This is a genomic window from Blautia sp. RTP21359st1_E11_RTP21359_211015, from assembly GCF_040910705.1.
GTDB classification, from domain to species: Bacteria; Bacillota; Clostridia; order Lachnospirales; family Lachnospiraceae; genus Blautia_A; species Blautia_A fusiformis.
In genome coordinates this window covers 1-14728 of sequence record NZ_JBDGAB010000003.1, presented here as the reverse complement: position 1 = coordinate 14728, position 14728 = coordinate 1, and the positions used below count along the sequence as shown (strand labels likewise).

14 protein-coding genes and 1 tRNA gene are annotated in these 14728 nt (G+C 47.3%); 3 read left to right on the top strand and 12 right to left on the bottom strand.

Annotation, left to right across the window (positions count from 1 at the left end):
- Positions 1-59 precede the first annotated feature (59 nt).
- The 11 genes from truA to AB5026_RS01525 all read right to left on the bottom strand — a co-directional run bounded on the left by truA (position 60) and on the right by AB5026_RS01525 (position 11812).
- Positions 60-797 (bottom strand): tRNA pseudouridine(38-40) synthase TruA, encoded by a 738-nt coding sequence (gene truA, locus AB5026_RS01575; RefSeq protein ID WP_368212620.1) that lies wholly within the window; start codon positions 795-797, stop codon positions 60-62.
- Positions 798-954: 157 nt separating this feature from the next.
- Complete coding sequence (locus AB5026_RS01570; protein WP_015527359.1) at positions 955-1758, bottom strand: energy-coupling factor transporter transmembrane protein EcfT; 804 nt, start codon at positions 1756-1758, stop codon at positions 955-957.
- Positions 1755-2642 (bottom strand): energy-coupling factor transporter ATPase, encoded by an 888-nt coding sequence (locus AB5026_RS01565; protein WP_015527360.1) that lies wholly within the window; start codon positions 2640-2642, stop codon positions 1755-1757. Before AB5026_RS01565 ends, AB5026_RS01570 begins: the two co-directional genes overlap by 4 nt.
- The gene (locus tag AB5026_RS01560) at positions 2627-3478 is read right to left on the bottom strand and encodes an energy-coupling factor transporter ATPase (protein ID WP_059086107.1); all 852 of its coding nucleotides are present in this window, start codon (positions 3476-3478) and stop codon (positions 2627-2629) included. The genes AB5026_RS01565 and AB5026_RS01560 overlap by 16 nt, the downstream gene beginning before the upstream one ends.
- 14 nt (positions 3479-3492) lie before the next feature.
- Positions 3493-4104 (bottom strand): ribosome biogenesis GTP-binding protein YihA/YsxC, encoded by a 612-nt coding sequence (yihA, locus tag AB5026_RS01555; RefSeq protein ID WP_015527362.1) that lies wholly within the window; start codon positions 4102-4104, stop codon positions 3493-3495.
- Between the two features lie 69 nt (positions 4105-4173).
- The gene (gene lon / locus AB5026_RS01550; RefSeq protein WP_022426170.1) at positions 4174-6486 is read right to left on the bottom strand and encodes an endopeptidase La; all 2313 of its coding nucleotides are present in this window, start codon (positions 6484-6486) and stop codon (positions 4174-4176) included.
- Positions 6487-6503: 17 nt separating this feature from the next.
- Positions 6504-7817 (bottom strand): ATP-dependent Clp protease ATP-binding subunit ClpX, encoded by a 1314-nt coding sequence (gene clpX, locus AB5026_RS01545; protein ID WP_022426169.1) that lies wholly within the window; start codon positions 7815-7817, stop codon positions 6504-6506.
- A gap of 111 nt (positions 7818-7928) precedes the next feature.
- Positions 7929-8510: an ATP-dependent Clp endopeptidase proteolytic subunit ClpP gene (gene clpP, locus AB5026_RS01540; RefSeq protein WP_015527365.1), complete on the bottom strand. Its 582-nt coding sequence runs from the start codon at positions 8508-8510 to the stop codon at positions 7929-7931.
- A gap of 24 nt (positions 8511-8534) precedes the next feature.
- Positions 8535-9821: a trigger factor gene (gene tig / locus AB5026_RS01535; protein WP_015527366.1), complete on the bottom strand. Its 1287-nt coding sequence runs from the start codon at positions 9819-9821 to the stop codon at positions 8535-8537.
- A 156-nt stretch (positions 9822-9977) separates the two neighbouring features.
- The gene (locus tag AB5026_RS01530; RefSeq protein ID WP_118753034.1) at positions 9978-11258 is read right to left on the bottom strand and encodes an InlB B-repeat-containing protein; all 1281 of its coding nucleotides are present in this window, start codon (positions 11256-11258) and stop codon (positions 9978-9980) included.
- Entirely contained in the window at positions 11255-11812 is a 558-nt protein-coding gene (locus AB5026_RS01525) for a DJ-1 family glyoxalase III (RefSeq protein WP_118753074.1), read from the bottom strand. Before AB5026_RS01525 ends, AB5026_RS01530 begins: the two co-directional genes overlap by 4 nt.
- A gap of 182 nt (positions 11813-11994) precedes the next feature.
- On the opposite strand from AB5026_RS01525, the gene AB5026_RS01520 reads away from it, so the two are divergent.
- From AB5026_RS01520 to proC, 3 genes are all read left to right on the top strand, one after another.
- Positions 11995-12459 (top strand): CYTH domain-containing protein, encoded by a 465-nt coding sequence (locus AB5026_RS01520; protein ID WP_118753033.1) that lies wholly within the window; start codon positions 11995-11997, stop codon positions 12457-12459.
- A 58-nt stretch (positions 12460-12517) separates the two neighbouring features.
- Positions 12518-12588 (top strand) — tRNA-Gly (locus AB5026_RS01515).
- Between the two features lie 68 nt (positions 12589-12656).
- Positions 12657-13451, top strand: coding sequence for a pyrroline-5-carboxylate reductase (gene proC, locus AB5026_RS01510; protein WP_114002234.1), 795 nt, complete (start codon positions 12657-12659; stop codon positions 13449-13451).
- A 90-nt stretch (positions 13452-13541) separates the two neighbouring features.
- Here proC and AB5026_RS01505 read toward each other — a convergent pair whose 3' ends face one another.
- Positions 13542-14564 (bottom strand): low specificity L-threonine aldolase, encoded by a 1023-nt coding sequence (locus AB5026_RS01505; RefSeq protein WP_022426165.1) that lies wholly within the window; start codon positions 14562-14564, stop codon positions 13542-13544.
- Positions 14565-14728: the final 164 nt, after the last annotated feature.

Below are 14728 nucleotides of genomic sequence, written 5' to 3'. Positions count from 1 at the left end.
TATAAGGCACCTTGCCTGTCAACTGTTTTTTCTTGTAATTTTCAACAAAATTCCTGTTTTCAGAAAAACTCGATTCCCATCAGCGTCAACCCCTGAGCCGGAGCTGTGGGGCCTGCTGCCCCGCGGTCACAGGCTTTCAGGATCTTATCCATGCGTTCCGGCGGATACTGACCGTTTCCGATCTCGATCAGGGTTCCGGAAATGATACGCACCATATTGTAAAGGAAACCTGTTCCTGAAATGCGGATGGTCACCATGTCACCATCTCTCCACACGTCCATGGAGGTCACGGTACGGATGGTGGTCTTTACCTGTGCGCCGGAGCCGCAGAAGCTGGCAAAATCATGGCGTCCGATCAGATAAGATGTTGCTTCCTTCATCTTATCCACATCCAGTTTATAATGGTAAAAATAAGAGTACAAACGCTCCGTTGGCACCGGAAACCGCCGGTTCAGGATACGATATTCATATGTTTTTTCACTGTCACAGTAACGGGGATGAAAATCCGGCTCCACCTCCTCAGAAAGCTGGATACGGATATCCTCCGGAAGTCTCTGGTTCAGTGCATAGGAAAATTTTTCCCCGGGGATCCTGGATTCGGTATCAAACACCGCCACATTTCCAAGAGCGTGCACTCCTGCATCTGTACGGCTGGCACCGATGGTCTCGATTTTTTCCCCAAGCAGCTCACTTAAGGTATCGTTTAAAGCGCCCTGAATGGTGATTCCATTTGGCTGTGTCTGCCAGCCTGAGTACTTGGTTCCATCATAAGCTACAACAAGTCCTACTCGTTTCATAAAATATATTCCCTCCTGATACAGACATCCCTGCAGTACTTTCTATCCCAAAACAGACATACCGTCCTGCAAAATGCCTGCCTGATCCGATTACAGTTCCGCTGTGCAAAATGCAGCGCTTCGGACCGTTCCATGTCTGAGTACCGGCAGGATTTGGCTACAGTCCCGCCACACGGAATGCCACGCCCACCGCAAGATATGCCACAAGGATTCCATAGGCCGCATAATCTCTTTTTTCATAATGCAGCGGCTTCATTTGAGTTCTGTGCTCTCCACCATGGTAACACCTTGCTTCCATGGCCATTGCCAGATCATTGGCGCGGCGGAACGCCGAAATAAACAGCGGCACAAGAAGGGGTACCATATTTTTCGCCTTCTGGATCAGGTTTCCGTTTTCGAAATCTGCACCTCTGGCGATCTGTGCTTTCATGATCTTATCCGTCTCCTCCAGAAGGATCGGGATAAAGCGAAGGGCAATGGACATCATCATGGCGATCTCATGTACCGGCACCCGGATCTTGTTCAGCGGACGGAGCAGTCTCTCCAGACCATCTGTCAGCTGATTCGGCGTGGTAGTCAATGTCATGATGGAAGATCCGATCACAAGGTAAACAAGACGGATCGCCATTCTTCCTGCAAGAACAAGGCCTTCCCTTGTGACCTTGATGATCCCGAAACGCCACAGCACTTCGCCAGGCGTCAGGATGATATTGAACACAACCGTGATCAGAAGGATCATAACGATAGCCTTCAGACCCTTGAACATGAATTTCACCGGAACCTTGGATATTGCGATCATAGCTACCAGAAATGCTGTTGCCACCGCATATCCGAGAAATGTATGGAACAGGAACACAGAGATCAGAAATCCCAGAGTTCCCAGAAATTTGGTCCGTGGGTCCAGTCTGTGAAGAACGGATTTGGCCGGATAATACTGGCCAATGGTAATATCTCTGATCATTTTTCCGCCCCTCCTTTGTTCAGTAATGGAGAGTTCGCCTGCGCAAGTGCGGCAAGGATACTGTCTCTGGCTTCCTCCACCGTTGTGGCATCTGCATCCACATGCAACCCATGTTCCTTCAGCGCATGCATGATATAAGTGATCTGCGGTGCGGCAAGTCCCATGGTTTCCAGTTCCTTATAATGGGAAAAAACCTTCTTCGGCTCATCATCAAATACAGCTTCTCCGTGATTCATAACAATGAGGCGCTCCACGTATTTCGCAATATCCTCCATGCTGTGGGAAACCAGAACAATGGTTATCCCTCGCACCTTATGAAGCTCTGCGATCTGATCCAGGATATCATCCCTGCCCTTCGGGTCAAGCCCTGCTGTGGGCTCGTCCAGGATCAGAATCTTCGGGTTCATGGCAAGAACCCCTGCAATAGCTACCCTTTTTTTCTGGCCTCCGGAAAGCTCAAAGGGTGATTTCTTGAAATTGGACTCTTTTACTCCAACCTGAGTCAGCGCCTGCTTCGCTTCTTTCTCTGCTTCTTCCCTGGAAAGTCCCTGATTCATAGGTCCGAAGCATACATCCGAGATCACATCATTTTCAAACAGCTGATGCTCCGGGTACTGGAACACCAGACCAACCTCGCTGCGGAGCTGTTTCCGGTCATATTTCTCAGCCCACACATCTTCTCCGTTATACAGAACCTGTCCGGATGTTGGCTGTACCAGCGCATTCAGATGCTGGATCAGCGTGGATTTTCCGCTTCCTGTGTGTCCGATGATCCCGATAAACTGGCCGTCCGGGATCACAAGGCTGACATCCTTCAGCGCATGGCTCTCATAGGCTGTCCCGGGGCTGTAGGTATAGGTTACATTTTTTAATTCGATTGACATAATGCGCTCACCAGCTCCTCTGTAGTCAGTATTCCATCCGGAACATCCACGCCGGATTTCTTCAGTTCATATGCAAGAAGTGTTACCTGTGGTACATCCAGTCCATACGCCTTAAGGGTATCCACCTGGGAAAAGATCTCTTTGGGATTTCCCTGCATCACAACATTTCCGCTGTCCATGACATAAACACGGTCAGCATGGATCACTTCCTCCATGTAATGGGTGATCAGAATGACTGTTACCTTTTCCTTACGGTTCAGCTCCCGCACTGCCTCCAGGACTTCCTTTCTTCCGTTAGGATCCAGCATGGCGGTAGGCTCATCCAGAATGATGCACCGCGGGCGCATGGCCATCACGCCTGCAATAGCCACTCTCTGCTTCTGCCCTCCGGAAAGTTTGTTTGGGGACTGATAACGATAGGCTGTCATACCGACTTTTTCCAGGCTGTCATTCACCCGTTTCCAGATATCATCTGTAGGAACTCCCATATTTTCCGGACCAAAGCCTACATCCTCTTCCACAACGGTTCCTATGATCTGGTTATCCGGATTCTGAAATACCATTCCTGCCTTCTGGCGTACCTTCCAGAGTTTGGTCTCTCTGGCGGTATCGATCCCGTCCACCAGCATCGTTCCCTCTGTTGGGATCAGAAGCGCATTCATATGCTTCGCCAGTGTGGATTTTCCGGATCCGTTATGTCCCAGAACTGCCACAAATTCTCCTGCTTTAATGTCCAGGTCCACATCATTGACTGCACGCTGCATGTCTACCACATTGCCGTCATCATCGTATCTCTGATAGTCAAATCCCAGCTTAAGCGCCTTGATAATTCCCATCTTTTCTGCTCTCCTTAATCCTCTGTAGCTGCCGGTTCACCAAGGCCGGTCAACTCATCGATCAGTGCCCATATCTCGTCTCTTCCCTGCTTCGTCTCCGCAGAAAATGGAAGGATCTTTCCCTCTTTCGGAAGGCCCAGTCCGATGCGGATCTCCTTCAGGCTTTTTGCCACCTGGCTGCGTTTCAGCTTGTCAAGCTTGGTCGCGATGATCACCGGCTCATATCCGTTGTGACAGATCCAGTCATACATCTGCTTGTCATTGGCGGAAGGCTTGTGGCGGATATCCACCAGGAGAAAAACCGCACGGAGCTCTTTGGAATTATGAAGATAGCCCTCGATCATTTTTCCCCATTTTTCCTTCTCTGCCGCAGAGACCTTGGCGTAGCCGTAGCCCGGCAGGTCTACGAGATACATTGCTTCATTAATATTATAAAAATTGATCGTCTGTGTTTTTCCCGGCTGTGCGCTGGTTCTTGCCAGGGCCTTGCGGTTCATCAGACCATTGATCAGGGAGGATTTCCCTACATTTGATTTTCCCGCAAAAGCTACCTCCGGCCTTCCTGTGTCCGGGATCTTGCTTGTGATGCCGCAGACGATATCCAGCGATACGTTTTTGATTACCATTCGTTATTCCTCCCTTTTCTTTTAAAAGCCCTGTCCTGAAGGTCAGGGCAGGGTTTTTCTGTTTTTTGTTTATGCAAGAGCTTCACCGAGAACTTCTTTCATGCTATCCACAAACCGGATATTCAGTCCCTGGATGATCTCTCTGTCCATCTCCTCGATATCCGGACGATTTTTCTCCGGAACAAGGACTTCTTTGATCCTGGCATATTTAGCTGCAAGCAGCTTCTCTTTCAGTCCGCCGATCGGAAGCACACGGCCTCTTAAGGTGATCTCACCGGTCATGGCAAGATCCGCACGTACCGGTTTTTCGATAATTGCAGACAGCATGGCAGTTGCCATTGTAATACCGGCAGACGGGCCATCCTTCGGAACGGCACCCTCCGGGATATGTACATGCATATCATGCTTCTGGAAAAATTCCGGATCGATCTCATATTGGTCAGAAACTGAACGGATATAGCTGATACCTGCCTGTGCAGATTCCTTCATCACATCTCCAAGCTGTCCGGTAAGAAGCAGCTCGCCTTTTCCGGGCATGATATTGACTTCGATCTGCAGGGTATCACCGCCTACCTGTGTCCATGCAAGACCGCGGGCGATCCCGATCTCATCCTTCTCATTTGCCATCAGATAGTTATATCGTTCTTTGCCAAGGAATCTGGAAATATTTCTGGATGTGACAACTACCTTATCCTTACCCTCTTCCATGATAGCACGTGCAGTTTTTCTGCAGATACGTCCGATACTTCTCTCCAGAGAACGGACTCCTGCTTCCTTGGTATAATTATTGATCAGCTTGCCAAGAGCTGCCGGCTGGATCACCAGCTTGCCTTCCGGAATACCGTTGATCTCCATCTGCTTCGGGATCAGATGTTCCCTTGCGATATGTTCCTTCTCATTTTCCGTATATCCCGGGATTTCCATCAGCTCCATACGGTCAAGAAGAGGTCTCGGGATTCCCTGAACATCATTTGCAGTGGCAATAAACAGTACCTCGGAAAGATCCTGGGGAATCTCCACATAGTGATCATTGAACTTACTGTTCTGCTCCGGATCCAGAACCTCCAGAAGTGCTGCGGAGGTATCTCCTTTATAATCGCTGCTGGTCTTGTCGATCTCATCAAGAAGCATCAGCGGGTTGCTGACTCCGGCTTCCTTCAGTGCGACTGTGATCCTTCCTGGCATGGCACCGACGTAAGTTTTTCTGTGGCCACGGATCTCAGCCTCATCACGGACACCTCCAAGACAGATGCGGACGTATTTCTTGTTCATGGCCTCTGCCACAGAACGTGCAATGGAAGTTTTTCCGGTTCCCGGAGGTCCCACCAGACAGAGGATCGGACTCTTTCCCTTGTGGGTCAGCTTACGTACAGCAAGAAATTCCATGATACGCTCTTTGACCTCTTTCAGTCCGTAATGACCCTCTTCCAAAACCTTCCATGCGTTCTCAAGATCCTCGGAATCCTCGGATTTCTTATTCCACGGAAGTGCAAGAACGGTTTCCAGATAGCCTCTCTGCACCGTTGCCTCTGCAGCACTGGCTGCCATTCCTTTAAAACGGCTTATCTCCTTGGAAATCTTCTCTTTTACTTCATCAGATGCATCCAGCTCCTTCAGCTGTTTTTTAAATTCATCGATATCATCAGCAGTATTCTCCTCGCCCAGCTCCTCACGGATGGTTTTCAGCTGTTCCCGGAGGATATACTCTCTCTGATTCTTGTCGATATGGGATTTCACCTTGCGCTGAAGATCTTTGGTGATATGGATCACCTCGATCTCGCTGCCAAGAAGCGCTCCAAGGATCTCATAACGGTCATTCAAAGACACTGCTTCCAGAAGCTTCTGCTTGTTCTGATACGCCATCGGAAGATTTACTGCGATCTGGTCGATGGTTTCCTGCACATCTTCGATGTTCATGATCTGGGTTACCAGATCCTTGCTTACTTTTCCGCTTTCTCTGCAATATCTCTGAAAAAGCTCCCGGATGCTGCGAAGCATGGCGTCCTTTACCGGTTCCGGGTAATCCTCTTCCTGTGCCGTAACGATCTCGCATTCCGCCTTCAGATATGGTTCCTCCTGCTCCAGGCCCAGAACCTCTGCCCTGTCCAGTCCCTCTACCAGAACCCGGTAAAGATCCTGCGGAAGCTTCACCACCTGCTTGATATAAGCGACGGTTCCTACCTGATACAGATCCGTAAGTTCCGGTATTTCCACCTCAGGATCCTTCTGTGTCAGCAGAAAGATCTTCTGGTCATGGAGCATGGCTGCTTCCACGGCACGGATAGATTTCTCCCTGCTCACATCAAAGTGTACGATCATATCCGGAAGGACTGTAGTCCCACGGAGAGCGATCATTGGCAATATATTGACCTGATTTGTCATTTATGTCATTCCCTTCATCAAGCTGTTTCCGGCTTGCCTTTCTTTCTCGAACGGGATGTTTTGCGTCCTGCTTTTTTTGCAGGAGCCTTGGCCTCCCCGTGGATGATCTCCGGCTCTCCGGTTCCCTCCACTGCCTCTTTTGTGACGATACACTTACGGATGGTGTCGTCCGATGGTGTCTTGTACATCAGATCCATCAGGGTATGCTCCATGATGGCACGAAGTCCTCTGGCACCTGTTTTTCTCTCAAGAGATTTCCGGGCAACTGTCTCAAGTGCTTCATCCTGGAACTCAAGCTGCACGCCATCCAGCTCAAAAAGCTTGTCGTACTGTTTTGTGAGGGAATTCTTAGGCTCCTTCAGAATACGGATCAGTGCTTCTTCATCCAGAGAATCCAAGGTTACCACGACCGGAACTCGTCCGATAAACTCCGGGATCAGACCGAATTTAATAAAGTCCTCCGGCATAACCTCCTTCAGAACTTCGCCCACATTGCGGTCTTCCTTCTCGGAAACCTCTGCTCCGAAACCAATGGATTTGGTATCCTGTCTTGCCTCGATGATCTTCTCCAGTCCGTCAAAAGCACCACCGCAAATGAACAGGATGTTTGTAGTATCGATCTGGATAAATTCCTGATGAGGATGCTTTCTTCCTCCCTGAGGAGGTACGCTTGCAACGGTTCCTTCCAGAATTTTCAGAAGTGCCTGCTGTACGCCCTCACCGGACACATCTCTGGTGATGGAGGTATTCTCGGATTTTCTTGTGATCTTATCGATCTCATCGATATAGATGATTCCGTACTGGGCACGCTCAATATCATAATCGGCTGCCTGAATGATCTTCAGAAGAATGTTCTCAACATCCTCGCCAACATAACCTGCCTCTGTGAGAGTAGTGGCATCTGCGATGGCAAAAGGAACATTCAGCAGTCTTGCCAGTGTCTGTGCAAGAAGTGTCTTACCGGAACCGGTCGGACCAAGCATCAGGATATTACTCTTCTGCAGCTCCACGTCCAGGTTTCTTGAAGCAAGAATCCTCTTGTAATGATTGTAAACAGCTACGGAAAGTGCCTTCTTGGCATCATCCTGTCCGATCACATACTCATCCAGGATACTGTGGATCTCTTCCGGTTTCAGAAGGTTGATCCCTGTTTCATAATCTGCCTCATGATCATACATACTGAATTCTTCTTCCATGATCTCGGAGCAGATCCCGATACATTCATCACAAATATATGCTCCATCCGGACCTGCGATCAGCTTGCGTACCTGATCTTCAGTCTTATGGCAAAAGGAGCATCTTACCTTTCCTTCTTTTACTTTATCTGCCATATCTTTTTGTTTCCTTTCTAAGCGTAAATGTCCGTCTCTCGCAGACATTTAAAATTCCTTTTTAAAGCAAGATAAGACTCCTGTGTCTTTACAGGAGTCTTTTCTTACGCATTATTTGTGGATCACAACACCGTCGATCAGGCCGTATGCCTTAGCTTCTTCCGCTGTCATATAGTTGTCACGGTCAGTATCTTTTTCCACAATCTCAAGAGGCTGTCCGGTATTCGCAGAAAGAATCTCGTTCAGCTTCTTTTTGGTTTTTGCGATCTGGTCAGCTACGATCTGGATCTCTGTAGCCTGCCCCTGTGCACCGCCTGATGGCTGATGGATCATGATCGTCGAATTCGGCAGTGCATATCTCTTGCCTTTGGCACCGGAGGACAGGAGGAAAGCTCCCATGCTGGCTGCCATTCCAAGGCAGATCGTAGATACATCGCACTTGATATACTGCATTGTATCATAAATTGCCATTCCGGCAGTTACAGAACCACCCGGGCTGTTAATATAAAGCTGGATATCCTTGGAAGGATCTTCTGCTTCCAGGAAGAGAAGCTGCGCAACGATCAGGTTTGCACTGACATCGTTTACCTCTTCTCCAAGGAAAATGATTCGGTCCTTAAGAAGTCTTGAATAGATATCATAACTTCTTTCTCCTCTGCTGGTCTGCTCAATGACGTAAGGTACTAAACTCATTTTGCCCTCCATTTCCGAGGTTTATTACGCCTCTACAGCTGCATCGGCAACTAATGTAACAGCTTTCTGAACAGCCATATCTTTCTTCATCTGCTCCATCTCGTTCTCACCGATGAGATCTTTTAATTTGTCTGCTTCCATCTTGTACATCTCTGCCATCTTGGAGATCTCTTCGTTAACTTCTTCCTCTGTTGGCTGGATGTTCTCTACCTCAGCGATCTTCTCAAGAACAAGTCTTGTCTGGATTCTCTTAAGAGCCTGTGGCTTCATGTCTTCCATCATCTTGTCAACGCTCTGGCCTGTGAACTGGAAGTACTGCTCCATGGAAAGACCCTGGGACTGCATTCTTCTTGCGAAATCGTCAAGCATCTGACGTGTCTGTGTCTCGATCATTGCCTCCGGAATATCCATCTGTGCATTCTCGATCACTTTATCTACTGCTGCATCTTCTTTTGCACGACGTGCATCTTCTGCTTTCTTCTCTGTCAGGTTCTTCTTAACGTCTTCCTTGTACTCAGCAAGTGTATCAAACTCAGATACATCCTTAGCGAAGTCATCGTCAAGCTCCGGAAGCTCTTTTGCTTCGATCTTCTTAACGTCGCACTGGAATACAGCTTCTTTGCCAGCCAGCTCTTTTGCCTGATACTCCTCCGGGAATGTAACCTTAACTTCTACGTGATCACCTGTGTTAGCACCAACAAGCTGCTCCTCGAATCCCGGGATGAAGGTGTTGGATCCAAGTGTCAGCGGATAGTCTGTTCCTTTACCGCCCTCGAATGCCTCACCATCTACGAAGCCCTCGAAATCGATAGTTGCTGTATCGCCGTTCTGTGCTGCACGATCCTCAACTGTGATGGTTCTGGAGTTTTTCTCCTGCTCTTTCTTAAGCTCAGCCTCAACTTCCTCGTCTGTTACCTCTGTCTCAGACTTCGGAACCTCAAGTCCTTTATAGTCACCAAGAGTTACCTCTGGTTTAGTAGCTACTTCTGCTGTAAAGATAAATGGTTTGCCAGGCTCAACCTGTGTTACATCGATCTTAGGCTGGGAAACGATCTCAAGATCACACTCAGCAAGTGCTTTGCTGTAATGCTCAGGGATCAGAGCGTTTGCAGCGTCCTCAAGGAATACTCCCTTTCCGTACATCTGCTCGATCATTTTTCTTGGAGCTTTTCCTTTACGGAATCCCGGAATAGAAATTCTGCCTTTTGCTTTCTGATATGCATTCTGCATTGCTTTGTCAAGATCCTCGGCGGAAACCTCGATTGTAAGTTTCGCCATGTTTTTCTCCATTTTCTCCACCTGTAAACTCATGTTTCTTGTTCCTCCTTAATCATATCGAGTAAATACCTTATATAAAATAGTTAACACTCGCATTATATATTTACAGTCATTTCTGTAGTATAGCATAACCACTGTAAAAACGCCAGTATTTTTTTCAGTTTTCCATATGCCCCCACAGGGCATTTCTCAGCTGCCCACGTCCTCAATGTTAAAGTAATTTTCTGTCTTTCTTATGTTGTTAAGACAAAATGTAAAAATCCTTTTATAAGTTTTAGGCGTATAATGAACACCATCGTCTGTACCGTCTCCCGTATTGGATACAGTACCATATCCGGTCCGCATCAGATAACTGTAAACATCAATATAGTGGTACTGACTTCCAAGCTCACCGGCAAGACCGCTGTTAAAAGTCCGGACATCCTCACATTTACGATTCTTGGTACTTCCCTTTTCCCCTCCATTGATCGGATTCACAGACATATAATACAGACTGCAGTTTTTCATGGAAAGCTTTGTTCCCAGCTTTTTCATATAAGACACGTACTGTGAGAGTCTATCATTCAGATCCTGTTTTCCGTTAATATCTCTGAGATCATTGATACCATGATTAAACACCACTGCGATCTTTGCGTATTTTTCATTTTTACGATATTTTTCTATTTCTTTCAAAAGAGCCTGTGCGCCCGTTGACTTCAGCCAGCCCAGTTCCGTATTAGAACGGCATACAAAGCTGACATGGCTGTCCACATACTCCTTTCCAAACTGTTCGTACAATACCTTCTGAAGACCATATGTCCTGGAATCTCCCACAAAGATGATCCTTTCGTAATTCTCAGGATAATGAAAGCTGTTCCTGACCAAATTCGGTTCCTGATACCGCCAGAATCTCACCGCATAGAGATGCATGGTTCCACTGACTGTGATCACCTGTCCGGCTTCATACCTTGGTGCGGTCTTCTGACCTGCCCTGGTAGACCATCCAAGGAATGTATAATTCTCTTCATTGGCCATCACCGGTAGTTTCAGTTTTCCGCTTGGAGCCTGGATGATCTTGTAGATATCTCCGTCATTCCTGTGCAGGATCAGTTTGGGATTGTTCTTCTTTTTTATCACTGCATAAAACGTTACATTTCTTTTTACAAAATATTTTTTTCCCGGCTTATATCTTGCCTCCGCTCCTCCTTTTTTCAGAGACCATCCTTCTGCCTGATATCCTGCTGGGACCTGCGGCACTTTGGGAATCGTGATCATGGAACCATATTTCTGTTTCTTTTCCAATTTTTTATATATAGCAGAGGAGGCTCCTCCGCCTGACCTGAAAGATACGGAATACACTTTTTTGCAAGCATTCCCGAATGTATCATCCGACCAGTCAAAGCCGGCAGCTGACACCAAATTTCCTGTGGCTGTCATCAGTATAACAAGAAGCGCCACTACCCACAGGACCTGTTTCATCTCTTTTTTCATGCTCTTACATACACCACCGATTCAGCGATCTCTTCTGCCTTTGCGCTTCCCTCCAGCTGTCCGATCAGGGAAAGGCTGAAATCGATGGCTGTTCCAAGGCCTCTGCTGGTAGTTACATTTCCATCTACCACTACAGGCTCCAGAGATGTTCTGGCACTTTTAAGCTGTTCCATAACAGATGGGTACGATGTAGCATTTCTGCCTTTCAGGAATCCAAGTCTCTCGAATACACCTGGTGCCGCACAGATAGCTGCTACCTTGCCGCCATTCTGATAGAAATCTGTCAGAAGCTCAGTCAGCGGTTTATATTCCTCCAGATATTTTGTTCCCGGCATTCCTCCCGGAATTACAAGCATATCCGCATCGGAAAAATCACATTCTCCAAAGGTACGGTCTGTAAGAAGATCGATTCCATGAGAGGTTCTGATCTCTTTTGTCTCTTTGATAGATACTGTCTGGATGTCGATCCCGGCTCTTCTCATCAGATCTACCACGGTCAGTCCTTCAATATCTTCAAAACCATCTGCGAAAAAAATATATACTTTACTCATGATCCTGTTCATCCTTTCTTTTATAAAATCCATAAATATTTTCTGTATTCCCCATTCCCTTCCATAATGCTTTTTCCATCTGAAAATGTCAAGAAATTTCAACAGATATGCCATTGCAAATCCTGTTTTTTTCCTGTAGACTGAACATAATATCTTTTCATTTCACAAACCCGGAGGTTTTTTATATGGAGATCGAACGTAAATTTCTGATCCGGAAGGATGACCTTCCGCAGGATCTGGTTTCTTATCCTTGCCACAGAATCGAGCAGGGGTATCTTTGCACTTCCCCTGTCGTCCGCATCCGCCGGCAGGATGATGACTATTTTCTTACTTACAAATCCAAGGGTCTCATGAGCCGTGAAGAATATAATCTTCCGCTCACCGCTGAAGCCTATGAGCATCTGAAGCCTAAAGCAGACGGTATCCTCATTACCAAGGACCGCTATGTGATCCCGGAAAAAGACGGACTTTTTATTGAACTGGATGTGTTCCACGGAGAATACGAGGGAGTTCTTCTGGCTGAGGTGGAATTTCCTACAGAGGAAGCCGCCAATGCCTACACTGCGCCGGACTGGTTCGGAGAAGATGTAACTTATTCCACCAGATATCATAACAGTACCATGAGCCAGGGCTGGCAGAGCGATCACTGACTGGTATCGTAAATCGCACTTGTATTTCTTATTTCAGGTGCTATAATTAGTAATGCAGGCAGATATAGTTCATCGGTAGAACATCAGCTTCCCAAGCTGAGGAGGCGGGTTCGATTCCCGTTATCTGCTTTCATTGCCAAAGAGGGCACGCAGTCAGGCGTGTCCTTTTTTATAAATTTCAAGGAGGATTTTTGTTTATGAAGATTGGATTTATCGGATGTGGAAATATGGCCTCTGCCATGATCGGCGGTATTCTCCGTCAGGGGATCTTTTCAAAGGACGAGATCATTGTTTCCAACCTTACAGAAGAAGGCAGAGCGCGCAGTGAAAAAACTCTTGGTGTTGTCACCACTCTGGATAACAATGAAATCGTCCGATCTGCAAAAACTGTCGTTCTTGCAGTAAAGCCGCAGTTTTATGAGGAAGTTCTCACAGAGGTCCACGACAGTCTCACGACAGAGCACACCATCATCGGAATCGCTCCCGGCAAGACTCTTGCATGGCTGGAAGAAAAAGCCGGTCTTCCTCTGAAAGTTGTCCGTTTTATGCCTAATACTCCTGCACAGGTTGGGGCCGGAATGACTGCTGTATGTACCAATGACCGGGTTTCGGAAGACGAACTGGCAGAAATCCTTAAGATCACAGACAGCTTTGGCTGTACCGAAGTGATACCGGAGCGTCTGATGGACGCCGCAGGCGCTGTAGGCGGCTGTTCACCGGCTTATGTGTTTATGTTTATCGAAGCCATGGCAGATGCCGCTGTCAGCCAGGGAATGCCTCGTAAGCAGGCTTATAAATTTGCTTCCCAGACTGTTCTCGGCAGCGCAAAAATGGTTCTGGAAACCGGCAGACACCCGGGAGACCTGAAAGACATGGTCTGCTCACCGGCAGGAACTACCATTGAAGGTGTCCGCACCCTGGAAAAGAGCGGCTTCCGCAGTGCCGTATTCGAAGCGCTTACCGCAGCTGCTGAGAAGGGTAAGAAGTTATAATTTTCGAAAACAAAAACTCCGTGAGGTCTGCATTCACCCGGACCTCACGGAGTTTTTCCATCTCATCTCTTTTATCGTCTGCCGACCGCCCTACAGCAACTCGATCAGCGCGTCAATATCTTCCATTTTTGTTCCCCAGCTTGTGGCAAAACGGATCACTGTATGATCTTCATCATATTTTTCCCAGAAATCAAACTGAACTTCTTTGCCCAGTTCTTCTTTCTTTTTATTTTCCAAAACTACAAACTGCTGGTTCGTGGGAGAATCCAGAAAAAGCTGATATCCTTTTTCCTGAAGGGCTCTTTTCAGCTTCATAGCTGTTTCAATAGCATTTTTGCTGATTCTTGTATACAGATCATCGGTAAACAGTGTGTCAAACTGGATTCCCAGAAGACGGCCTTTTGCCAGAAGGGCTCCCTGCTGCTTCACCATAGTCATAAAGTGCTTCGGAGCTTTTTTCGTAAAGACCACTGCCTCACCGCAGAGTGCTCCTACCTTGGTTCCGCCGATGTAGAACACATCTGTACATCTGGCGATATCCTCAAGTGTCACATCTGCTTCCGGACTTACCAGACCGTAGCCAAGTCTTGCTCCGTCCAAAAACAGAGGAAGCTCGTATTTATGGCATACCTCGGAAATTTCCTCCAGCTCTTTCTTCGTATAAAGTGTTCCGTACTCTGTCGGATGGGAAATATAAACCATTCCCGGAAATACCATATGGTCGTGACTTTCATCCCCATAAAAAGTTTCCACATAATCTGTGATACTTTCTGCTTTGATCTTTCCGTTTTCTGCCGGAAGTGTCAGTACCTTATGTCCTGTATACTCGATTGCTCCGGCCTCATGACAGCTTACGTGTCCGGTCTGCGCCGCAAGAACACCTTCATAACGGTTCAGGACAGAACCTATGATCGTGGCATTGGTCTGAGTTCCTCCCACCAGGAAAAACACATCTGCATCCGGACAGCCACAGGCTTTACGGATCTTCTCCTTTGCAGAATCACAGTATTTGTCTGTGCCATAGCCGGAAAGCTTCTCCATATTGGTTTCCAGAAGCTTCTGGAGGATCGCCGGATGCGCTCCCTCGCAGTAATCATTTACAAAAAATAACATTTTATTTTCTCCTCATCTGTATTTTCATTTTATTTGACCGTCTTCCCCGGAATGATCTTACATGTGGAAAACGATTTGACACTCCCAACAGCTAAAGCAGGGGGATTCTTGCTTCTCCCACTACTGCATTGGCAAACACCTTACGGTACTGCAATGTCTTACAC